General features: G+C 68.1%; 17 protein-coding genes. 5 read left to right on the forward strand and 12 right to left on the reverse strand.

From position 1 onward, the window contains the following. Positions 1 to 102: 102 nt before the first annotated feature. From ACFWUU_RS04440 to ACFWUU_RS04455, 4 genes are all read left to right on the forward strand, one after another. Positions 103 to 2,412: a M43 family zinc metalloprotease gene (locus ACFWUU_RS04440; protein WP_380172647.1), complete on the forward strand. Its 2,310-nt coding sequence runs from the start codon at positions 103 to 105 to the stop codon at positions 2,410 to 2,412. Positions 2,413 to 2,522: 110 nt separating this feature from the next. Then, positions 2,523 to 2,702 carry a hypothetical protein gene (locus ACFWUU_RS04445; protein WP_371400817.1) on the forward strand — a complete coding sequence of 60 codons (180 nt, stop codon included), beginning with the start codon at positions 2,523 to 2,525 and terminating at the stop codon, positions 2,700 to 2,702. Further along, positions 2,699 to 4,015, forward strand: coding sequence for a M20/M25/M40 family metallo-hydrolase (locus tag ACFWUU_RS04450; RefSeq protein ID WP_380172649.1), 1,317 nt, complete (start codon positions 2,699 to 2,701; stop codon positions 4,013 to 4,015). The genes ACFWUU_RS04445 and ACFWUU_RS04450 overlap by 4 nt, the downstream gene beginning before the upstream one ends. Before the next feature lie 5 nt (positions 4,016 to 4,020). Beyond that, the gene (locus ACFWUU_RS04455) at positions 4,021 to 5,334 is read left to right on the forward strand and encodes an HAD-IA family hydrolase (RefSeq protein ID WP_380172651.1); all 1,314 of its coding nucleotides are present in this window, start codon (positions 4,021 to 4,023) and stop codon (positions 5,332 to 5,334) included. A 76-nt stretch (positions 5,335 to 5,410) separates the two neighbouring features. On the opposite strand, the gene ACFWUU_RS04460 is transcribed toward ACFWUU_RS04455, so the two are convergent. From ACFWUU_RS04460 to ACFWUU_RS04470, 3 genes are all read right to left on the reverse strand, one after another. Then, on the reverse strand, positions 5,411 to 7,342 hold the full coding sequence (locus tag ACFWUU_RS04460) for a TIGR03960 family B12-binding radical SAM protein (RefSeq protein ID WP_380172653.1): 1,932 nt from the start codon (positions 7,340 to 7,342) through the stop codon (positions 5,411 to 5,413). A gap of 73 nt (positions 7,343 to 7,415) precedes the next feature. After that, entirely contained in the window at positions 7,416 to 8,162 is a 747-nt protein-coding gene (locus tag ACFWUU_RS04465) for an alpha/beta fold hydrolase (protein ID WP_380172655.1), read from the reverse strand. A 9-nt stretch (positions 8,163 to 8,171) separates the two neighbouring features. Further along, the gene (locus ACFWUU_RS04470) at positions 8,172 to 8,627 is read right to left on the reverse strand and encodes an Lrp/AsnC family transcriptional regulator (RefSeq protein WP_137253660.1); all 456 of its coding nucleotides are present in this window, start codon (positions 8,625 to 8,627) and stop codon (positions 8,172 to 8,174) included. A 79-nt stretch (positions 8,628 to 8,706) separates the two neighbouring features. On the opposite strand from ACFWUU_RS04470, the gene ACFWUU_RS04475 reads away from it, so the two are divergent. Beyond that, positions 8,707 to 9,117: a DUF2000 domain-containing protein gene (locus ACFWUU_RS04475; RefSeq protein ID WP_380172657.1), complete on the forward strand. Its 411-nt coding sequence runs from the start codon at positions 8,707 to 8,709 to the stop codon at positions 9,115 to 9,117. Here the strand turns inward: ACFWUU_RS04475 and ACFWUU_RS04480 are convergent. The 9 genes from ACFWUU_RS04480 to ACFWUU_RS04520 form a co-directional block, all read right to left on the reverse strand. Then, positions 9,114 to 9,983, reverse strand: a complete 870-nt coding sequence (locus ACFWUU_RS04480; protein ID WP_380172659.1) for a sigma-70 family RNA polymerase sigma factor — start codon at positions 9,981 to 9,983, stop codon at positions 9,114 to 9,116. The genes ACFWUU_RS04475 and ACFWUU_RS04480 overlap by 4 nt on opposite strands. Continuing rightward, positions 9,932 to 10,363, reverse strand: a complete 432-nt coding sequence (locus ACFWUU_RS04485) for a carboxymuconolactone decarboxylase family protein (protein WP_380172661.1) — start codon at positions 10,361 to 10,363, stop codon at positions 9,932 to 9,934. Before ACFWUU_RS04485 ends, ACFWUU_RS04480 begins: the two co-directional genes overlap by 52 nt. A 67-nt stretch (positions 10,364 to 10,430) precedes the next feature. Beyond that, positions 10,431 to 11,153 carry a hypothetical protein gene (locus ACFWUU_RS04490; protein ID WP_380172663.1) on the reverse strand — a complete coding sequence of 241 codons (723 nt, stop codon included), beginning with the start codon at positions 11,151 to 11,153 and terminating at the stop codon, positions 10,431 to 10,433. A gap of 183 nt (positions 11,154 to 11,336) precedes the next feature. Then, entirely contained in the window at positions 11,337 to 12,503 is a 1,167-nt protein-coding gene (rodA, locus tag ACFWUU_RS04495) for a rod shape-determining protein RodA (RefSeq protein ID WP_380172665.1), read from the reverse strand. Positions 12,504 to 12,513: 10 nt separating this feature from the next. Next, positions 12,514 to 14,568: a penicillin-binding protein 2 gene (gene mrdA / locus ACFWUU_RS04500; RefSeq protein WP_137253655.1), complete on the reverse strand. Its 2,055-nt coding sequence runs from the start codon at positions 14,566 to 14,568 to the stop codon at positions 12,514 to 12,516. Beyond that, the gene (gene mreD, locus ACFWUU_RS04505) at positions 14,565 to 15,095 is read right to left on the reverse strand and encodes a rod shape-determining protein MreD (protein ID WP_137253654.1); all 531 of its coding nucleotides are present in this window, start codon (positions 15,093 to 15,095) and stop codon (positions 14,565 to 14,567) included. Before mreD ends, mrdA begins: the two co-directional genes overlap by 4 nt. Before the next feature lie 16 nt (positions 15,096 to 15,111). Beyond that, positions 15,112 to 16,032, reverse strand: coding sequence for a rod shape-determining protein MreC (mreC, locus tag ACFWUU_RS04510; RefSeq protein WP_380172667.1), 921 nt, complete (start codon positions 16,030 to 16,032; stop codon positions 15,112 to 15,114). 11 nt (positions 16,033 to 16,043) lie between these two features. Continuing rightward, positions 16,044 to 17,060 (reverse strand): rod shape-determining protein, encoded by a 1,017-nt coding sequence (locus tag ACFWUU_RS04515; protein WP_137254207.1) that lies wholly within the window; start codon positions 17,058 to 17,060, stop codon positions 16,044 to 16,046. Between the two features lie 138 nt (positions 17,061 to 17,198). After that, entirely contained in the window at positions 17,199 to 22,787 is a 5,589-nt protein-coding gene (locus ACFWUU_RS04520) for an RHS repeat domain-containing protein (RefSeq protein WP_380172669.1), read from the reverse strand. Positions 22,788 to 22,793 lie beyond the last annotated feature (6 nt).

Below are 22,793 nucleotides of genomic sequence, written 5' to 3' on the forward strand. Positions count from 1 at the left end.
CGGTAGGGACCGTCTTCGGTCGAGGGGTGCGCTGGGGGTGAATCTTCTCGGTTCGGCGCGCGTACGTCGACCTGCCCGTGCGCCCCCGCGGAAGGGGGAGAGATGCCGAGGAAGGCCAACGGGCGAGCGGACAAGCACCGCGACGATCACCGGATGCCGGGTGAGGCACCGGCGACCGAGCAGAACGGGCACGCCGCGAACGGACAGCCCGCGGCGGACGGCATGCCGATGACCGGGGCACCGGCCTCGAGCAGTACGACGATGAGCGGCGGCGGATCACCCGCGGCAGACATGGGCGGCGGCGGGTCACCGGCAGCCGACATGGGCGGCGGTGGATCACCCGCGGCTGACATGAGTGGTGGCGGATCGCCTGCCGGTGTGGGGATGACAGGCGGCGGCCAGGCCAGTGGTGCCGGTATGAGCGGCACGGACGGGCGGACGGAGTTCCCCAGCCGCAGACAGTGCGGTGTGATGGAGGTACACCGGCGGCTGCTGACGACGGATCCGTCGTACGCCGCAGCGCGGTCGGCGCTCGAAACCGCGACGATGAACTACGTCTCCGGCGAGGATCGCTTCACCGGGGTCGCTCGCATCCCGTGTGTCGTCCACGTCGTCTGGAACACCAACGCCCAGAACATCTCGCAGGCGCAGATCGACAGCCAGATCGACGTTCTGAACCGCGACTACCGCGCCACCAACCCGGACACCAGCATCGTGCCGAGTGTGTTCAGCGGGCTGGTCGCGGACTCGCGGGTCGAGTTCTTCCTGGCGACCGAGGACCCGAACGGGAACCCGACGACAGGTGTCACCCGGACCCAGACCAGTACGGCGAGCTTCGGCACCGACGACAAGGTGAAGTCGTCGGCGACCGGCGGCATCGACCCGTGGGACACCGCGCACTACCTGAACATCTGGGTCTGCCAGCTCGGCGGGGGTCTGCTCGGGTACGCACAGTTCCCGGGCGGTCCGGCGAACACCGACGGCGTGGTCATCCTGCACAGCGGGTTCGGCACCAACGGTACGGCGGCGGCGCCGTTCGACCTCGGCCGTACGACGACGCACGAGGTCGGCCACTACCTGAACCTGTTCCACATCTGGGGCGACGACGGCAGCGGCTGCAGCGGTTCCGACGAGTGCGCCGACACCCCGAACGCGGCCGGCCCGAACTTCGGCGTACCGACGTTCCCGCATGTGACCTGCAGCAACGGGCCGAACGGTGACCTGTTCTACGACTACATGGACTACACCGACGACCGCGGCATGGTCATGTTCACCACCGACCAGGTGGCGCGGATGCAGGCGACGCTGGACACCGTCCGGATGGACCTGCCGGACTTCGGCGCCGCTGGTACGCCGGAACCGGCCGGCTCGGTGGTGTCGTGGGGCGCGAACCGGCTGGACGCGTTCGTGCTCGGCACCGACCTGGCGATGTATCACAAGTGGTGGGACGGATCGGCCTGGGGACCGTCCGTCGCCGGATACGAGTACATGGGTGGTATCTGCATGAGCGCTCCTGAAGTCGCGTCCTGGGGCCCGAACCGGCTGGACGCGTTCGTCCTCGGCACCGACCACGCGATGTACCACAAGTGGTGGGACGGCTCGAACTGGGGACCGTCTGCCACCGGCTACGAGTATCTCGGCGGCGTCTGTATGAGCCCGCCGCGGTTGGCGACCTGGGGTCCCGATCGGCTCGACGCGTTCGTCCTCGGCACGGATCGGGCGCTGTACCACAAGTGGTGGGACGGCTCCGCCTGGAACGGGTACGAGTATCTCGGCGGAGTTTGCATGAGCCCGCCCGAAGTCGTTGCCTGGGGCCCCGATCGGCTCGACGTGTTCGTGCTGGGAACGGACAACGCGGTCTACCACAAGTGGTGGGACGGGTCGTCGTGGAACGGTTACGAATACCTCGGCGGCGTCTGTGCCTCCCCGCCGCGGGTGGTGGCCTGGGGCGAGAACCGGCTCGACCTGTTCGTCATCGGCACCGACTCGGCGCTGTATCACAAGTGGTGGGACGGCTCGTCGTGGAGCGGGTACGAGTACATGGGCGGCGTGTGTACGACGGCGCCGACCGTGGTCTCGTGGGGCTCCGACCGGCTCGACGTATTCCTGCTCGGGACCGACTCCGCGCTCTACCACAAGTGGTGGGACGGATCCTCCTGGGGACCGAGCGTCACGGGGTACGAGTACATGGGCGGGATCTGCACCGACGAGCCGCGCGTGGTCTCGTGGGACACGAACCGGCTCGACGTGTTCGTCACCGGCACCGACAAGCAGCTGTACCACAAGTGGTGGGACGGATCGGCCTGGGGACCGTCGGTCACCGGCTACGAACCGCTCGGCGGGATCATCAGCGACTTCAAGCTGACCGTGCCCGACTCCCCCGCCTCGATCGGGCAGGCGGTGAAGATCTGACCACCACGCCGACCGGACGCTGGACGCATTCCTTCGAGGAGGACCACGACGGGATCAGCGTCTACCGCCGCGACGACTTCGCCTTCCCGCCGGCCCGTGGCCGGCGGGGGGTGGAGTTCCGCCCGGACGGGACGTTCGTACCGCTGCAGATCGGCCGCGGCGACGCTCCTTCCCCCGGACCGCCCGGGCGCTGGGACCCGGCCGGCCGGTTGCACCTGCCGGACGGGACCGGGCGGATCGTGTCCTCGGCGCCCGATCGACTCGAGATTGCTTGGCAGGACCAACAATGAATGTTCGCTATCTCGTCGTACCGACCGCGGACGCCGCCGGTGGCGCGCGGTCGGCACGGTTCGGGGACAAGACCCTCCTCTGGGTCCCGGCCGAACAACGCCTCGGCCGGGCCTCCCGGACCGTTCCCGGTCTGCTGCTCGTCACGCAGGTGGGCCGGAGTTTCCAGGACGAGTACCCCGATGTCACGCCGCTGCTCGACCACGGCCGGCATCTGGTCATCTCGTCGGCCGACAAACCCCGTCGGCGGTCCAACCACCACTGGCGGATCGAAGCGCTCCGCCCGAACACGACGGTCGTCGACCATCAGACGGCCTCTGCGGCGCGGGTCGATCCGGTTGTCGCGGATCTGGTCGGCGAGGTCTCGACAGCGTCGTACCAGAGTGACCTGACCTGGCTGGCGAGTCTGCCGACCAGGCATTCGCTGAGTACGACGTTCACGCAGGCGATGGATTTCGCATCCGACCGGATGGTTGCCCTCGGCTACCAAGTCAGCCGGACGCCGATCAACGTCGGCGCGGGACACTCGGCGGACCTGATCGGCGATCGGGTTGGTGTCGGGGTTGACCGGAAGCTGGTCATCATCACGGCGCACCTGGACTCGATCAACATCGCCGGCGGTCCGGCCGCCGCGGCTCCGGGGGCGGATGACAACGGCAGCGGGTCGGCCGGTGTGCTCGAGCTCGGTCGGCTGCTGTCGACGCGGAGTTGGCAGCACGACATCCGGCTGATTCTCTTCGGTGGTGAGGAAGAGGGGCTGTTCGGCAGCAAGCAGTACGTCGCTGCGCTGCCGCCGGCTGAGCGGTCGCGGGTCCGCGCCGTACTCAACATGGACATGATCGCGACGAAGAACACCGCGACACCCGGCGTACTGCTGGAGGGAGCGGCGGTCTCGTCGAGTCAGATCGCGGACCTGGCGACGGCGGCTGCGACGTACACGGGGTTGACCGTCGAGACGTCGCTGAATCCGTTCGCCAGCGACCATGTCCCGTTCATCAACGCTGGTATACCAGCGGTTCTGACGATCGAGGGCGGGGACAGCGCGAACGGCCATATCCACTCCGCCAACGACACGTTGAACTTCATCGACTGGTCGCTGGCCGCGGAGATCCTCCGGATGAACATCGCCGCTTTGGCGGGCTGGCTGGAGCCGGCCGCCGTACAACGCCGACCGCAACCGGCGGGCTCGGTGGTCTCCTGGGGGCCGGGCCGGATCGACGTGTTCGCGGTCGGCATGGATTCCGCCTTACACCACAAGGCCTTCGACGGAACCTGGCACGACTTCGAGTCCCTAGGAGGCGTTGTCATAAGCTGACAGGTATGTGGAGCCCGAATGCGCGTGACGTTGGCGGACTTCCGACGCGGTACGGCGTACCGACGCGTGCGCGGGCTCTGCTCCGCAGTGAGTGCATCGACGTGTCCGGCCTGCCTGAGTTCGAAGCGGTCGGCGCCGGACTGGTGCTCGATCTGCGGTCCGATTGGGAGTTGAGGCAACCACATCCGCTGGCCGGAGATTTGGTATACCAGCGGATCCCGTGGATCGACCCGGCGGCCGAGGCGACTCGTGATCCGGCCGCCGAGCCGCGGCTGGTCGACGTGTACCGCAACAGCCTGACCCGCAACGCGGCCCACGTCCGCAGGATCTTCACCGCGATCGCCGAGGCGCCGGCCGGTCAGCCGGTCGTCGTGCACTGCAAGGCGGGCAAGGATCGGACCGGGCTGACGGTCGCAGTGCTGCTGGACCTGGTCGGCGTACCCCGCTCGGACATCGCGGCGGACTACGCGATCAGCGAGACGAACCTCGGTCTGCAGGACGCGCCCGCGTTCTCGCGGTCCCACCCGGACACGATCCTCGGATCGCTCTCGTATCTCGACGGGCGCTTCGGCGGGGTCCGCGGGTACCTCGCCTGGCTAGGGCTGAGCGAGGCGCAGATCCACCGGCTCGCGACGCGACTCGTGCCGACGGACGTGCAGGCGATCGTGTTCGACTTCGACGGTCTGCTGATGGACACCGAGACGACGATGGTCGAGAGCTGGCAGACCGAGTGGGCGTACCACGGTCTCGAGCTCGACCTCGACGGGTTCTGGCCGGGACACGGCGGAGACGTCAGCGAGGACCGGTACGCCGTACTCGCGGCCGCCGTCGGGTCCGGGTTCGACCGGGCCGAGAGTCATGCGCGACGGCTCGCCCATCGGGAGCAGATGCATGCCGAGCTCGACTTCCGGCCGGGGATCCGTGCTTGGATCTCGTCGGCCCGGGAGCTGGGGCTTCGGGTCGCGATCGCCAGCAGCTCACCGCGGAGCTGGGTGGTCGGCCACCTGGAGCGGGTCGACGCGGTCGAGCTGTTCGACGAGATCGTCACCGGCGACGAGGTCACGACCCACAAGCCCGACCCGGCGATCTACCAGCTGGCGCTCCAGCGGGTCGGCGTACCCGCCATTGCTGTCGAAGACACGGCCCACGGCGTGGCGGCGGCACAGGCGGCCGGCATGTTCGCGGTCGCCGTACCGAATCCCTTCGTCACGCCGGATGCGGTCGCGGCCGCCGACCTGGTTCTGAGCAGCGCTGACGACCTGTTGCTCACCGACCTGCTTCTTTCAGCGGCATCGAAAGGGTCGACGCCTCGTAACTGAGCGACCTAATCTGCGTCGGCGTCGCGCGCTGGCAGGATCAGACCGAGACGACGCCGACTCCGGCGTACTACTGCAACTAAACGACTGAGAGCGGGAGCAGCTTCTTGCCCGTCGGGCCGGTTTGGATCTCGGTGCCCATTTGGGGGCAGACGCCGCAGTCGAAGCAGGGGGTCCAGCGGCAGTCCTCGACCTCGATCGCGCCGTCTTCCTCGAGCGAGTCCTGCCAGTCCTCCCACAACCAGTCCCGGTCCAGGCCCGAGTCCAGGTGGTCCCACGGCAGTACTTCGGCGTACTCGCGCTCGCGCGTCGTGTACCAGGCGAGGTCGACCGGTTCGCCGGCGAGCGCCTGCTCGCAGGCATGCACCCAGCGGTCGTACGAGAAGTGCTCGCTCCAGCCGTCGAACCGGCCGCCGTCGCGCCAGACCGCCTCGATCACGCGGCCGACGCGGCGGTCGCCGCGGGACAGCAGGCCTTCGATGATGCCCGGCTTGCCGTCGTGGTACCGGAAGCCGATCGCCTTCGCGTAGCCCTTCTCGGACCGGATCGCCGCAGCCAGCTTCGACAGCCGGGCATCGGTCTCCTCGGCGCCGAGCTGCGAGGCCCACTGGAACGGCGTGTGCGGCTTCGGCACGAATCCGCCGATCGACACCGTGCACCGGATGTCGCGACGGCCGGACACCTCGCGGCCGGTCTCGATCACCCGCTTCGCGAGCGCGGCGATCGCCAGCACGTCCTCATCGGTCTCGGTCGGCAGCCCGACCATGAAGTACAGCTTCACCTGCCGCCAGCCGTGGCTGTACGCCGCCGAAACCGTGCGGATCAGGTCTTCCTCGGTGACCATCTTGTTGATCACCTTGCGCATCCGGTCCGACCCGCCCTCGGGCGCGAACGTCAGACCGCTGCGCCGGCCGTTGCGGGAGAACTCGTTCGCCAGCGTGATGTTGAACGCGTCGACCCTTGTCGAAGGCAACGACAGCGAGACGTTGCTGCCCTCGTACCGGTCGCCGAGACCCTTCGCCACATCCGCGATCTCGCTGTGGTCGGCACTCGACAGACTCAGCAGGCCGACCTCCTCGAACCCGGTCTGCTTCAGGCCGTTGTCGACCATGTCGCCGATCGTGGTGATGCTGCGCTCGCGCACCGGCCGGGTGATCATGCCCGCCTGGCAGAACCGGCAGCCGCGCGTGCAGCCGCGGAAGATCTCGACCGAGAAGCGCTCGTGCACGGTCTCGGCCAGCGGGACCAGCGGCTTCTTCGGGTACGGCCACGCGTCGAGGTCCATGACCGTGTGCTTCGCGGTCCGGAACGGAACGCCCTGGCGGTTGGGGATGACGCGCTGGATCCGGCCGTCCGGCAGGTAGTCGACGGTGAAGAACTTCGGGATGTACACGCCGCCGGACTTCGCCAGCCGGAGCAGTACTTCGTCGCGCCCGCCCGGGCGGCCCTCGTCCTTCCACTCCCGGATCACCTCGGAGATCGCGAGCACGATCTCCTCGCCGTCACCGAGCACCGCCGCGTCGATGAAGTCCGCGATCGGCTCCGGGTTGAACGCGGCATGCCCGCCGGCGAGCACGATCGGGTCCTCGTCGGTGCGGTCGACGGCGTGCAACGGAATGCCGGCCAGGTCGAGCGCCGTGAGCATGTTCGTGTAGCCGAGCTCGGTCGAGAACGACAGCCCGAACACGTCGAACGCCCGAACCGGTCGGTGCGAGTCCAGCGTGAACTGCGGGATCGCGTTGTCCCGCATGATCTGCTCCATATCCGGCCAGACGGAGTACGTCCGCTCGGCCAGGATGTGGTCGCGCTCGTTCAGCACTTCGTACAGGATCTGCACGCCCTGGTTGGGCAGGCCGACCTCGTACGCGTCCGGGTACATCAGCGCCCAGCGCACGCTGACCGAGTCCCAGTCCTTGCTGACCGAGTTCAGCTCACCTCCGACGTACTGGATCGGCTTCTGCACACTCGGCAGCAACGCCTCCAGGCGCGGGAACAGCGATTCGACAGTCATCGGGCACTTCCGGTCGGGGAGCAGAGCGCCTACCAGACTAACGCCGCTCCCGCCGTACGCCGGAATCGCGCGCTCAGGCGAGGTGGGCGAGGAGCAGCGGGTTGATGACGTCCGGGTGGGAGTAGGTCACCAGGTGGGCGGCTTTCTCGATGATCTCGAGGTGGGCGCCGGGGAGTTGGCCGGCCAGCGGTACGACGGTCTCCGGCGGGACGGACTGGTCCGAGTCGGTGGTGATCAGCAGGACCGGAGCGGTGACGTCTTGCAGCTTCGGGAGGAGGTTGAGCGTGCTGACCGCCTCGCAGCAGGCGGCGTAGCCCTCATCGGGGCAGTCCTGCAGCATCTGGCGGACCGGCTCGATGTCTTCGGCGAACTCCGGGAGGAACCAGCGGCCGAGCGTGGCGTCGGCGATCGACTGCGTGCCCTCGGCGCGTACCTGCGCGGCGCGGTCGATCCACATCTGCGGGTTCTCGGCCGTGTTGCTCGGCGGGCAGATCGCCACCAGCCGGTGGATCCGCTCCGGCGCGTGCTCCGCCAGCCACAGCCCGACCGATCCGCCGAGCGAGATCCCGACGTACGACGCCTGCTCTACCTCGAGCGTGTCGAGCAGCTCGACGACGTCGCCGCCGAGGTCGTCGATCGTGTACGGGCCGTCGGGGACCTCGGAGCCGCCATGCCCGCGATGATCGAACGCGACCACCCGGAACCGCTTGGCGAGCACGTCCACCTGCGGCGCCCACATCGCCTGATTGGCACCCAGCGACGTCCCGAGCAACACCACGGGCGCATCAGCCGAACCGGTCTCCACGTAGTTGAGTCGCATACCGCCACCCTACGAAGTCAACGGCATGATCGTCGTGCGGCGGTGGTGCTCGAAGACGACCGAGCTGCGGATGTCGGCGATCTCCTGCCGTTTGGCCAGCGCGAGCACCAGGTCGCGGAGGGCTTCGGTGTCCTTGACCGCGACGTGGGCGAGGAAGTCCGAGCCGCCGGACACCATGAACATGTCCAAGGTCTGCGGCAGGTCCATCACGTACGCCTGGAACGCCGTCGCCACCGCCATCGCCTGCGGCCGGAGCTTGATCGAGATGATCGCCTGGGTCGACCGGTCGATCGCCTTCAGATCGACGGCCGCGTGGTACCCGCTGATCACGCCACGATCGCGCAGCCCGCGGATCCGCTCCAAGCAGGTCGACGGGGCGATCTTGAGCTCGGCCGCCATGTCCCGGTTGGTCCGGCGGGCGTCGTTCTGCAGCATCCGCAGCAGCGCCGTATCAAGTTCGTCCATGCCGGCCAGTTTCGCAGATCTGCCGAACGATGTTCGGAGTCTGTGCGGAATACTTGACCATCGGGCTAGCTTGAGCGGCGTGCTGACGAACAAACTGGTCGTGATCATCGCCGCGGAAGCCCCGATCGGCGTCGCCCTCAACACCGCCGCCCTCCTCGGAGTAGGCCTCGGCCGCCACCATGACGACACCGTCGGCCCGGACACTGCCGACGCCTCCGGCACACCCCACACCGGCATGTGCGCCTACCCCATCCCAGTACTCCGAGCGCCGGCCGAGCAGCTCCACGCGCTCCGCGCCGAAGCAGCAACACGCCCCGACCTCACCATCCACGACATGACCCAGGTAGCCCTACAAGCCCGCACCTACGACCAGATGTCCACGAGGTTGAGCGGCACAAAGCCCGAAGACATCGAGTACCTAGGCCTGGCCCTCTACGGCCCCCGCTCAACCATCGATTCCCTCACGGGCGCCCTCCCGCTGTACCGCTAGATGGCGGTGAGTTTGTGGGGGTTGGCCAGGACTCGGATGGTGGTGATTTGGGGGCCGTCGGAGTCGAGGGTGAGTAGGTGGCGGTGGCCTCGGATGGTTATGTCCAGGGCTGGGCCGGTGGCTAGGTCGACCGGGGTAATGGTGAGGTCTTCGTGGGCGTAGATGTGGGTGAAGAAGGTGGCTACCCTCTCGCGGCCTTCGACCGGCTTGCGGGCAGCTCGGCGGATTCCGCCGCCGTCGGTCCAGGAGGTGACGGAGTCTTTGAGGAGGTCCTCCAGGCGGGCCAGGTCGCCCTCGCGGGCGGCGGCTACGAAGTCGGCGAGGAGGCGGCGTTGTTCGGCGGCGGTCGGGTGGAAGCGGGGGCGGTCGTCGGCCAGCTCATGCAGCGCGCGGCGGTGGAGTTGGCGGCAGTCTTCCGGCGTACGATCGAGGATCTCCGCGATCTCGTCGTACGGGAGGGTGAAGGCGGTACGCAGTACGTAGACAGCGCGCTGCGGTGGAGTGAGTCGCTCCATCAGGTGCAGTAGCGCCATCGAGATGTCCTCGAGCTCCAGCATGTCCGCGGAGACCGGCTCCGGGAGCCACTCGCCGGTGTAGCTCTCACGGCGCGCCTGGCGGGTTCGGAGTACGTCGATGGACAGCCGCGTCACGACCCGGGTCAGGTAGCGACGCGGCTCGGCCACATCGGTGCGGTCGGCGGCGGACCAGCGGACGTACGCGTCCTGCAGCACGTCCTCGGCGTCGTGCCAGCTGCCCAGCAACCGGTACGCGAGGCCGGCAAGCATCCCGCGGGCCGACTCGAATTCGTGCAGGATCAACCGGCCAGTTCCGGCTGCTTCCTGGTCGCGATGTTCAGACGGGTCCACAGGTTGATGGTGCCAATCGCGAGGAGCACGTTGGCAGCTCCCTCCTCGCCGAAGTGCTCGACCACCGCATCCCACACGTCGTCCGGTACGCCGTCACGCGCGAGCACCGTGACCGCATCGGTCAGCGCCAGCGCGGCACGCTCACGCTCGTCGTAGAACGAGGAGTCGTGCCAGGCCGCGAGCCCGAACAGGCGCTGGCTGCTCTCGCCTTCCTTCAGCGCGTCCGTCGTGTGCATGTCGAGGCAGAACGCGCATCCGTTGAGCATCGACGCCCTGACCTTGATCAGGTGCAGCAACGTGTGGTCCAGAACGCCCTGCACATAGTTCTCCACGCCGTACACGGCCCGGAAGCCGGCCGGCGATACCTTGCTGAAGCTCATCCGCTCTTCCATGCCAACACGACGGTGGCGCGGGAGGCCGGCGTGACAACGACCGGTGTGACGCCGGTCACGCAGTCTTCAGGACCTGCCTGGCCTTCGTGACAGCGGCCTCGGTCGCCGGTTCCAGCTCGCCGCCCTGGCCGGCGAGCACGCCGACCGACAGGATCACGTCGTCGACGCCGGTCACGGCCGCGGTGTACTCGAGGCCGCGCTTGGGCCCGCTGGTCCCGGTGAGCCGGAACGCGAACGGCTTCGTGCCGTACGACGGGGCGGTGATCTTCTCGACCTTCATCGAGGTGTTGCCGGAGCCCTCGGTCTTCAGCGTCACCTTGGTGCAGGAGTCGACGGCCTTCGCGTACGAATCGCGCAGGTCGGCGACCTCGGCGGCGGTGCCCATCGAGTCGAGGCCGTAGTCGATGTACGGGCCTTCCTGGCCGCCGGTGAAGGTGCGGGTCACGCTCGCCTTCGACCCGGGAGCCTTGGTGGCGTTGAGGTATTTGACCAAGGTCTTGCAGCGGCTGCTCGACGACGAGAACGGCTTCGAGCCGTCGTCGGATTCGTCCTTCTCCTGGGAGAACCCGCTCGGCAGGTCGTTCAGCTCGAGCAGCGCCTTGGTCAGCTCGTCGGCCGTCCTGGTGACCGGCACGGTCGACGCCGCCGTCGGTGTGCTGGGCGTCGAGCTCGGGGTGGGCGTGAGCGGCGTACCGGCACCCTTCTTGTCGTCGTCCCCACCGCAGGCGGTGAGGGACAGCGCAAGGGCGGCGGCGAGGGCGAGCGGGAACCTTGTCACGGGGCCTCCCGGCCTGGACTGAGGAGCGGAGGGAGCGGAGCGACCGGAGCGACGAGGGAAGGCCGGGAGCAACAGCCCCGGGACACGCCGCGACGGAGTCGTGGCATTCAACAGAGTCATGGGGCCTCTCCGGCGGGGACTGAGGAGCGCGGAGGGAGCGTACCTGACGTGTCAGTTCGCGGGTCAGTAGCGGTGGGACCTCAGGTGGATGTTCTGCAGCAGGCCGACCGCGAGCAGGCAGGCGAACATCGAGGAACCGCCGTACGACACGAACGGCAGCGGGAGGCCGGTGACCGGCATGATGCCGAGCGTCATGCCGATGTTCTCGAAGGCCTGGAACGCGAACCAGCAGACGATCCCGGTCGCGACCAGCCGGCCGAAGGCGTCCCGTGCGTTGATCGCGATCCGCAGCCCGCGGAACAGGATCACTGCGAACAGCACGATGATCGCCCCGGCGCCGATCAGCCCGAGCTCCTCCCCCGCGACGGTGAAGACGAAGTCGGTGTGCTGCTCGGGGACGAACGCGTTCTGCGTCTGACCGCCGTGGAACAGGCCCTGCCCGAAGACCCCGCCGTTGCCGATCGCGATCCGGGCCTGGTTCACGTTGTACCCGATGCCCTGCGGATCCGACGACGGATGCGCGAACGCGATGAAGCGGGAGATCTGGTACTGCTTCAGGATGTGCAGCTTGATCGCAATCGCCGCGACCAGCACGCCCGCGGTGAGCAGACCGAGCATCCAGCGTTTCGGTACGCCGGACACCGCGATGATCCCGAACACGATCGAGCCGAGCACCATCACCGTGCCGAGGTCGGGCTGCAGCAACACCAGGATCACCGGCAGCGCCGCGACAGCGACGGCCTGCGCGACGTCGACCGTACGGGCGTTCTCGTTGCGGTCGGTCTCACCCTTCTCCGCGATCAGCAACGCCATCCCGACGATCACCGCGAGCTTGGCGAACTCGCTCGGCTGGATCGACATGAACGGCAGCTGGATCCACGACCGCGACCCGTTGATCGTCGAGCCGACGCCCGGGACCAGGACCAGGATCAGTCCGACGATCGAGGCGGCGTACAGCACCGGAGCGAGGATGCGGACCCGGCGATGGTCGGTGACGGCGGCGCCGATCGCGAGGATCAGGCCGATCGCGAAGTTCAGCGCGTGCCGGACCAGGAACGCGTACTGGTTGCCGTCGGTCAGCGAGGTCCGGTTGTGGGTCGCGGACCAGATCAGCATCGCGCCGAGGAACGACAGCGCGACCACGCCGAGCACGAGGACCCAGTCCACCTGCCACACGGTCGACCGCCGGTCCATCCGCGACCGCATCCGGATCGGAGTCAGGGTTGCCATCTGCGCGCCCTCACTGCTTCGGCTTCTCTTGCCCGGGCGGCGGCGCCGGCTTGATGTTGTACAGCGTCTCGTAGATCTTCCGGACCGCGTCACCGCCGGCACCCGAACCGGTACCGGCCTGGCTGATCATCATCACCACGGCGTACCGATCGGTGTACGAGGCCAGCCATGACGTCGTCTGCTTGCCGTAGACCTCGGCCGTACCGGTCTTGGCGCGGACCGGGATCTTGTCGAGCGGGAAGCCCTGGAACTTCCACGCCGCGGTGCCGCTGACCGTGGTCTGCTTCAGCGCGGTGTCGATGTAGCGCAGGGTGTTCTTCGCGACCGGGAGCTTGGCCTTCACCGCCGGCTTGATCTCGTGCGGCTTGCCGTTCGCACCGACCCAGGACTGGACCACGCGCGGCTCGAAGAGCGTGCCGCCGTTCGACAGGGCGGAGTACACGGTCGCGAGCTGCAGCGGGGTGACCGTGGTGTCGCCCTGGCCGATCGCGAAGTTCACCGCGTCACCGGCGCGGTATTTGTACCCGTCGACGCAGAACTCGCGGGCGAACTGCTTGAGGAAGGCCGACGTCCCGGATGGCGGGTTGGCCGACAGCTTGCAGTAGTAGTCCTTCATCGAGTCGTAGTACGTCTTCTTCCACTGGCGGTCCGCGATCCGGCCGGTCGCCTCGCCGGGCAGGTCGATGCCCGTCGGCTTGCCGAGGCCGAACTTCTTCGCCATCTCGACCAGCGGGTCGTACGTGCTGATGTCGCTGGAGTTGCCGCCCTCCTTCAACCAGAGCGCGTACGCGACCCGGTAGAAGAACGTGTCGCAGGACAACGCCAGCGCCCGGTCGAAGCCGATCATCCCGTAGGAGGCCGACTCGTAGTTCTTGAACCGGCGGTTGCCGACCTCGAAGTACGACGAGCAGTCGAGCCGCGTCTTCGTGCTGTACCCGGCGCTCAGCGCGGCCGAGGTCGTGATCGGCTTGAACGTCGAGCCCGGCGCCAGCTGGGCCTGCAGCGCGCGGGAGACCAGCGGCGTGCCGGACTTGGCCGAGTACAGCGCGTCGAGCTCGCGCTGGGTGATGCCGCCGACCCAGACACCCGGGTCGTACGTCGGGTAGCTGGCCATCGCGACGACCCGGCCGGTCTTGGTGTCCATGACCACGGCGGCACCCGAGTCGGCGACGTACTTCTTGTGGGTCACCGGGTCGGTCTGCTTGCGCGCGGTCATGATCGCGTTCTTGAGCTGGGCCTCGACCGAGGCCTGGATCCGCGCGTCGATCGTGGTGACGAGCGTGGCCCCCGGAACCGGCGCGGTCTGCTTCTTGATGCCGGTGGTGTACCCGACCGCGTCGACGATGACGTCCTTCTCGCCGGGCGTGCCGCGCAAGAGCTTGTCGTACGAGCGCTCGACGCCGGCGCGGCCGACCAGGTCGGACCGGTGCGGGACCGAGTCCTGCCCGGCCTTGTCCATGTCCTCGAGCTCTTCGGTGGTGATCGGCGAGAGGTACCCGAGGATGTGGGCCGCGTTCACCTTGTACGGCTCGGGGTACGCACGGAGCGTCTGCGAGTCGGCGGCGATCCCGGGGAAGTCCTCGCGGCGCTCCATCACGTCGATCGCGACCTGCTCGCTGACGTCCTTCGCCACCGGGATCGGCTGGTACGGCGTGCCGTTCCAGCAGGCGGGTGGTTTGGACGCGCCGGGCTCGCCGCACAGCATCGTGCGGGCCTTGAGGTCCGCGGGCTTCTGGCCCAGCACCTTCGCCAGCCGGGTCAGAACGACGTTCTGCTGGCTGTCCGGGAGCTTGGCGAGCACCGAACGGTCGACGGTGATCATCAGCGAGACCCGGTTGCCGACGAGCGTCCTGCCCTGTGAGTCGACGATCGTGCCGCGCGGGGCCGGGATCAGGACCTGCCGGATGTGCTGGGCGGTCGCCGCCTGGGTGTAGTCGGCGCTCGACATCACCTGCATGTACCAGAGCCGGCCGAAAAGCGTGCACAGCAAGGAGAAAACGAGCACCCCGATCACGAACAACCGCAACCGGGCCTTGAGCGGCGCCTCGAAACCGTCCCAGCTCATGGCGCGACTCGGCGCTCGCGAGCAGGTTGGACGCGGCCCATGATCCACATGACCAGCGGGATCACCACGATCGCGCCGACCACGTCGTACCCCGCCGCGATGCCGAGGCGGACGCCGAACTCGCCCCAGTCGACCGACGGGTCGTGCAGCAGCGAGCCGGTCGCGCTGTAGATGAAGAACGAGACCGCCGTCCCGAGCACGACCGTCAGCGCAACCCCGAGCGGCCCAACCGGTCCGCTGGAGGTCTCGCGGCGGATCAGGCCGGCGATGTAGCCCGCGATCGCGAGCGACAGCGCCCACCGGCCGGCGGTGTGGTCCGCCGGCGGCACGATGTCGAGCAGCAGGCCGCCGACGAATCCGGCGATCGCACCCCACTCCGGCCCGCGGGACAGCGCGAGCGCGATCACCACGATCAGCGTGAGGTCACAGGTCACCCCGGCGACGGCGATGTTGGTCAGCACCGACGTCTGCACGGTCACGGCCACCATCAGGAAAAGGGCAGCCAGGCCGATGCGTAGAGCGATCACGGTGTCAGTTCCCCCTTCATCTAGTAGCACTGCCTGGTATTTCGGCTCTCGGCGGACGGGCGGGTGGTCCGGTGACCACTCCGACGGTGTCGATCCGGGTTGGGTCGACGTACGGCTTGATGGTTGCGGTGGATCCGAGGGAGCCTTCGTTCGGCGTCACGGAGGTGACGAGGCCGATCGGGACACCCGGCACGTACGGCGCGTTGCCGCTCGAGCCCCAGGTGACGATCCGGTCCCCGACCTTCGGCCGGGCCTTCGGGTCGACGAGCTTGTAGTCGAGGGTGCCGGCCACGTCGCCGCGTCCGGAGACGAAGCCGAGCGCCATCGACGAGTTCAGCCGGCCGCCGACGGTCGAGTTGCGGTCGCCGATCAGCAGCACGGTCGCGGTCCCCGTGGTGGTGCGCACCACCCGGCCGACCAGACCGGTCCCGTTCATCACGGTCATGTCGGTGTGCACGCCGTCCGCCGTCCCGGCGTCGATCGTGACCGTGTGGCTGAACGTCTGGGCGCCACCGATCCCGATCACCCGGGCCGGCGTCATCGTGTACGCCGGCGCGACCTTGAGCAGCTTGTCCAACTCCTGCGCCCGGTTGCGGGCGTAGTCGGAGGTGTTCAGCTCCTGGGTCAGATTCTCGTTGTCCTGCTTGAGTTTTTCGTTCTCTGCCTTCAACCTATCCATTTCCGCGAACCGGTCGCGGAGGTTGTCCACAGGCTGCCGGGCCGAGCTCGCGGTCGACTCCAGCGGGCCGAACACACCGGACGCGGCCTCCCGCAGCGGCTCGACCGGCGAACCGGCCGAGCGGCGGGCGTCGAGCACGATCAGCGTGAAACAGGCCAGGATCACCAGCACGAGCACGGTCCGGCGGCGACGGATCTGCCGCGGCATGCCGGTCGCGCGGAGCAGGCCTTTCGCCGGGGTACCGAGGTCTTTGAGCATCGGGTGGTACCTCAGCGCCGGTTGTCGGTGACCAGGATGCGGTTGAGGGTCTCGATGTTGTCCACGCACTTGCCGGCGCCGAGGACGACGGCGTCGAGCGGGTTCTCCGCGACGTGGATCGGGATGCCGGTCTCGTGCCGCAGCCGCTCGTCCATGCCTTTCAGCAGCGCACCGCCGCCGGTCAGCACGATGCCGCGGTCGACGATGTCGCCGGCCAGCTCCGGCGGGGTCTTGTCCAGCGTCGCCTTGACCGCGTCGACGATCGCGGTGATCGGCTCCTCGATCGCCTGGCGCATGTCGGCCGAGGACACCTTCACGGTCCGCGGCAGGCCGGAGACCATGTCGCGGCCGCGGATCTCGCTGTCCGGGCCGTCGGTGGTCGGGAACGCCGACCCGATCGTCATCTTGATCTGCTCCGAGGTCGCCTCGCCGAGCAGCAGCGAGAACTCCTTCTTGCAGTAGTTCACGATCGCCTTGTCGATGGCGTCGCCGGCCACCCGGATCGACTGGCTGGTGACGATGCCGCCGAACGAGATGACCGCGACCTCCGTCGTACCGCCGCCGATGTCGACGACCATGTTGCCGGTGGCGTCGCGGACCTCGAGGTTGGAGCCGAGCGCGGCGGCCATCGGCTCCTCGATGATGTAGACCTTGCGGGCGCCGGCCATGTACCCGGCGTCGCGGACCGCGCGCTGCTCGACCGCGGTGATCCCGGACGGGACGCAGACCACGATTCGCGGTTTGGCGAAGTACCGCCGGCGGTGGACGCGCTGGATGAAGTACCGCAGCATCTGCTCGGCGGCGTCGAAGTCGGCGATCACGCCGTCCTTGAGCGGCCGGATCGCGGTGATGTTGCCGGGCGTACGGCCGATCATCTTCTTCGCCTCGTGCCCGAACGCGACCGCCTCGCGCGGGTCGTCCGTCCGGGTCGCGACCACGGACGGCTCGTTCAGCACGACGCCCCGCCCGCGCACGTACACCAGCGTGTTCGCCGTCCCGAGGTCGACCGCCATGTCGCGGCCGAGCATGCTGTTCGCCACCGCGGCACCTCCCACTCGACCCCAACTCAGGCTAAGCGCCGCCCGCGCAAAGCCCGTGGACCGACACGACCCGGCCCGTCCAGGAACAGATCGTATCGGTCCACTCACCTGCAGTCGGCGGCGGGCTCAGGACATGCCCGGACCGGACGACGGGCATTTCAGCGTGCAGTTGTACGGCACCTCGCCGAAGTAGTCCGGTGTCCACCACCACTGGAAATAGCCGGAGTTCGCACCGTAGCTGTCGCCGTACTCACCGAACGAGGCTCCGGCGCCCAGACCGACACCGGCGTCGACGGCCCCCACGTTCTTGCCCTCCATGCTCGCGCTGGCCCCGAACTCGTCGACCTCGAACCCGGTCTGCCCGTAGCGGCTCTGACCGTTGTTCATCTGGTCGGCCCGCTGCGTGCTGCGCCGGTACCCCATCGAGACACCGGCCGAGGCTCCGGCCAACAGGTACTCCTTGTACGACGCGTTGAAGGTGAAGCCGCGGTCATCGGTCGTGAAACACGCCTCCGCACCACGACCGCTTCCGGCCCCGGCCGACGCGCCGATACACAGTGATCCGGAGCCGTCCCCGGCCATCTCCTCCTTGGCCCAGTCCGGAATCGGGATCGGGACGATCTTCGGCGCCGGCTTGTCCTTCGGTTTGGGCGCCGTCGGGCCTTGCTTCTTCTTCGGCCCGGGCCTGGGCTGGGAACACGCCGCCTTGTCCTTGGGCTTCGACGGCGGGCACTGCGTGTGGAAGTACCACCGGAAGCTCTTCGGGCAACCGAGGCCGAAGAAGTCTCCGATCCGGCTCACGCACTTCTTCCAGGCGACGTTCTCGACCGCCTTCGCATTGGCGTAGGTGCGACCGCTGTCACCCTCGATGAGCATCAGGCCGTTCGCGTCACTGAACGTGACCGGACTGTTCCCGGCGTACGCGTACGGGTTGAGCTGTTGCGGGTTCTGCGGGTCGACGAGCGGGTCGACCGACAGGAAGCGGCCCTCGGTCGGGTCGTACTCACGAGCCCCCAGGCGGGTCAGCCCGGTGTCGGTGTTCGGTGTACCGCCAACGAACCCGCGTGCGCCGCCGGTCCAGGACGGTGCTGCGTCACGAGGATCGCCGAACAGGTCGAGCCGCCGATCGGTGACCTGGAGGGTCGATTCGGTGATGGCGGTCTGTGCGGTCCGGTTGCGATCCGAGACCGTCCAGGTGAAGCCGGATGCGGTCCGGACGCCCAGATTCGGGTAGTACCGCGTCCCCGTCACCGTACCGCCGGCTCCGGCTCTGATCTCGCCGCCGCTGACGAAGAGCGTCGCCGAGTCCTTGTCCCGGCGGATCAGTTGGTTGCCGTCGGCGTCGTACAGATAGGTCGCCGGCCCGGCCGCGGTGAGCAAGTTCTCGTCATCCCAGGTGAGGGACTGCCCTGGGCGGGTGAGGGTGTTGCCTGCGGCGTCGTAGGTGTACGACTTGGTCGTCGGGCCGGTTGTCACCGAGCTGACGGCGTGCGGGCGGGTGTAGGTGTACGTGCTCGCCACATCTGCGGTGCCGCCGAGACCCTTCTTGACCAGCTTCGTGCGGTTGCCTGCTGAGTCGTAGGTGAATTCTTGCCAGTACGGCGCCGGTCCGCCGACGACTGCAGTGGAGGGCGAGGCTGCGCAGTTGTCTGTGGCGGTCCAGGCCTTGTCGACCCGGCGTAGGTAGTCGTAGGTGAAGCATTGGGTGTCGGTGCCGGTGGAGGGGACCTGGTCGGACGTCCTGGTGACGTTACCGGTTTGGTCGTAGGCGTAGGTGAGCTTGTCGAGGAGGAGACCGCCTGACTGGTCGCGGTCGGTGCGGACCTCGGAGAGGCGTCTCGTGGTGTCCTCGTACGACGTGGTGCGCCACAGCGGCCTGGTGTCGTTGCCGAGGAGCTGCTGGGTGACCTCGCCCAGGCCGGTGTACTTGGTGTCGCGTACGTACGGAATCGCGCCGGTCACCTTGTCCGGCATGCCGAACGAGTCGTACTCGTAGTTGATCGTCTCCGCCGCCAGATCGCCCAGGGCGGGCTGTCGGGTCGACTTGAGGCTGCCGTCGTCGGCGTACCGTTGGGTGGTGTCGTAGACGCCGGCCAGCTTGCCCTGGGACGTCGGGATCGTCACCCGCTCCCCGGTCGGCCGTCCGCCGGTGTCGTAGCCGATCACGGCGCGCACGTAGGCATCCGCACCGACGTACCGCGTCGACGACGTCGGCGAGCCCTTGGCGAGGGTGTCGTAGGTCCACTCCGCCAGGACCGTTCCACCGGACCTGGTCCGGATCTTGCGGCCCAGGTCGTCGTAGTCGGTCTGGACGACCCGGCCCCGCGCGTCCTTGCTCGAGATCACCTGCCCGGCATCGTCGTACGTGAGCTCGGCGACGCCCTTGTCCGGGTCGTCCGCCTTCACCTTGCGACCCAGCACGTCGTACTCGTACCGCCAGTTGTTGCCGGCAGCGTCCGTGATCCGCGCCAGATCGCCCCGCTTCGTGTAGCCGTAGCTGGTCGTGTCAGCTGCCGTATTGGTCGTCCGGCCGCGGTACTGGATCTTCGCGGTCGTGTTCCCCCGCGCATCCGAGACGGTCGTCGTCAACGTCCCACCCTGAGGTGGCAGCACCGTCACCCGGTCTCCGCCGTACGTCGTGTACGTCGTCCACTGCCCGACGTTGTACGCCGCGAACGTCTCGCTGACCTGCCGCTCAGCACCGTCGTACCCCAGCACCGTCGCACTCGGCACCCGACCCGGATCCGGCTTGAAGAGCGTCGTGCCGGGACCAGCGTCGCTGTTGTAGTACGCAGGACGCTTCAACACGACCAGGCCGCGGCTGTCGTACACCGTGTCCGACAGGATCCGTCCGCCCGCCGGGCTGGGCTGCTGCGACTGCCGCTCGCGACCGAACCCGTCGATCAGGCTGTACGACGCCACCTGGTTCCCGTTCGCCTTCAGGGTTAGCGTCTTGACCCAGCTCGGCCCACCGGACTGCCGTACGCCGTACTCGTAGGCGAGATGGGGTGTCTGCTGATTCGCCTCGGTCCGTCCGGGTTTCCACACCTTGATCAGCCGCCCGAGCGCGTCGTACGTCGACGACGTGACCCGCTGGTTGGCATCCACCTGCGACACCGGCAGTGCCCAGGCCGGGTCGACCGTGCTGGTCGCCACATGTCCGAGCGCATTGGTGACAGTTGTCGTCGTGTTCAGCCCGTTGACGTCGCCGTACGCAGTAGTCGTCTTCCGGTGCAGCGCATCCTCCTGCACCAACGGCCTGCCGAACGCGTCGACAGTCGTCGTAGCAGTCGTCAGGTACTGCGCCGGGTAGGCCTTGGCCTGCTCGGTCCGGGTGACATCACCACGCGTCGGAGCGGTCCCGAAGGCCGCCCCGTCGTACGACGTCCGCGTGTCAGAGACTGCATCTGCCGGCAGCGACGGCGTCGTACCGCAAGGGACGCCTACAGTCGTCTCCTGACTCGGCAGGTCCATCAGCATCGCGCCTGCGTTCTGTACGTACGCCGTGGTGGTGCAGCGGTCGTCCGTCGCCACAGCGGTGTCACCGAGGTCGTTGACCTGCGTGACGTTGCCATAGCCGTCGTACGTCGTCGACACGTCCGTACGACGTACTCCCCCGGCGGCCAGCGTGGTCCGGGTCCGGGTGCGGCCGTCCTCGACCTGGTAGGCCTTCTCCGTCCCCTCGGTCGCAGTCAGGCGCGACCACGGGTCGTGGATCTCCGCGCTCACCTCACCGCCGCCGACCCCCAGGTAGGTGATCGATTCGTGCATGAACCCGGCGTACTGCTCCAGGTCCGGAGTGGCGGTTCCGGTGGTGTCGACGACCTGGTCGGTCTTCGTACCGCCGTTGGCGAGCTTGTCGCGGTTCATGCCACGGAAGTACTGGTAGCGGGTCGCAGTGCGCGTGACGCCGGCGTCGTGTGCCTCATCGCCCTTCACCACAACGACTTTCTGGTAGCCACGCCACTGCGACCACGTCCGGTACTTCGGGTCGACCAGCGGGTTGTCGTCGTACGCCCAGGCCGCATCGCCCTCGTAGACGTAGGCGGTGAGCTCGTCGCGGTTGTCGGTCACCAGGTCGTGCTTGACCGTGTACTGGACCACGTACTTGTGGAACCAGTTGTCACGGGGCGTCTCCTCCGGCGGCTCGGCCCACTTGACCGGATAGCAGCGTTTGCCGTTGGTGTCGGCAGCGGTCGGCAGAGAGGTCGGTGTGCAGTCCGGATCGGCGTACTTGATCGTGACCTGGCCGCCGGTCTCGTTCGTGATCGTGGTGATGCGCGGCTTCCACAGTGCAGGCCGGCTGTCGGTCGGAGTGTCGACGCGGTTCGGCAGCAGGGTCTGAGTGAAGGTGACCGGCGGTGTAGCTACCGGAGTGTCCGCGACGCCGGTGTGGGTGATGCTGCTCAGCCAGAGTCCGGCCGCTGAACCGTCACCCGGCGACGGATAGGTGTGGGCGAAGTCCCACCGGTCGACGTCCCGGTAGTTGCCACCGCCAACAGACACCTGCGTGGTGATCCGGCTCAGCCGCTTCGTCGACCAGAACGTCGGTGACGCGACCGTCGTACACGTAGCGGTCTTGCACTCCAGGTCCCACGGCACATCCGGCCACGAGGTCGCGTTGTGGGTCGCACAGTTCTGGCCGGGCGCGCACCGGTCGGCGCTGTCGAACACGACCCGGGCAGGCGCTCCGGCGTACGCGTTGTCGGAGCGGGTGCCGTAGTCGGTCCGCCGCAGCACGCCGCCGCGGATGTACGTTCCGGTCGTCGCGCCGAGGTTCTGGGCGTACGAGTTCGTCTCGACGTCGTAGAAGTAGCTGACGGCGTTGCCGTGCGGGTCGACGACATGGTCAAGGTTCCACCGGTAGGCCTGCTGACAGGAGGAGGCGGCGTACGTCGCCTGGTTGCAAGGCTCACCGCTGTCGTTGCCGTAGACCGGAGCCGTCCACGTGGACTGGGTGGTCTCCTTGCCGGTCGCCCAGCCGGGCAGACGGTTCAGACCGAAGAAGTACTGCGTCCCGCTGGGTGTCGTCAGCTTCCAGTACTCGCCGTCGTTGTCGCCGTTGGCCGCACCGGTCAGCCGCTCGACCTTGGTCCCGTCGTCGTCCTTGAGGTGCCAGACGCCGTTCTCGCGGACGAGCTGACCGGACTGCTTCCCCAGCGACACCGTGGCGTTGTCGGTCTCCCAGCAGAGGTCGCCGGTCTTGCGCTGCGCGTTGTTGCCGCCGAGATCGTCGGCGCACGCCTTATAGCTTCGCTCGATCGACCCCGCACCGAGGTCCCAGCCCTCACCGAGCCACGACGGCTGGTTGTTAGTGGCAACAGTCCGGCCGTCGGTGGACTGCGATGAGTAGTCCGCGGACAGGTCCGGCTCGAGACCACCTGGCACCGGCGGCGTCCGCAGGTCGTAGGCCCAGGCGAACCCACCGCTGTTTCCGTTCACCTCCCAGGTGCCAGAGGGCGCGAGTGAAGTCGCCTTGTAGTCCCCGGTACTACTGGCCGGCGCCGACGCCACGGTGAGACTCTGCGCCTGTGAGGGAGCCTTCTGGACGGCCGGCACGAAGTCCTTGCCGGGTACCGAGGCCACCTGTTGCGGCTGCACAGCCGGAGCGTCCTCAGGTTGTGCGACGGCCTGATTGGGTACGACGAGTGCCGCACCGAGCAGGCCTGCGATGAGCGGCGCGGTTACGTGGCGCCGTTTCCAGAGAGAAGTCATCGTCGT

The organism is Kribbella sp. NPDC058693, assembly GCF_042715335.1.
GTDB classification, from domain to species: domain Bacteria; phylum Actinomycetota; class Actinomycetes; order Propionibacteriales; family Kribbellaceae; genus Kribbella; species Kribbella jiaozuonensis.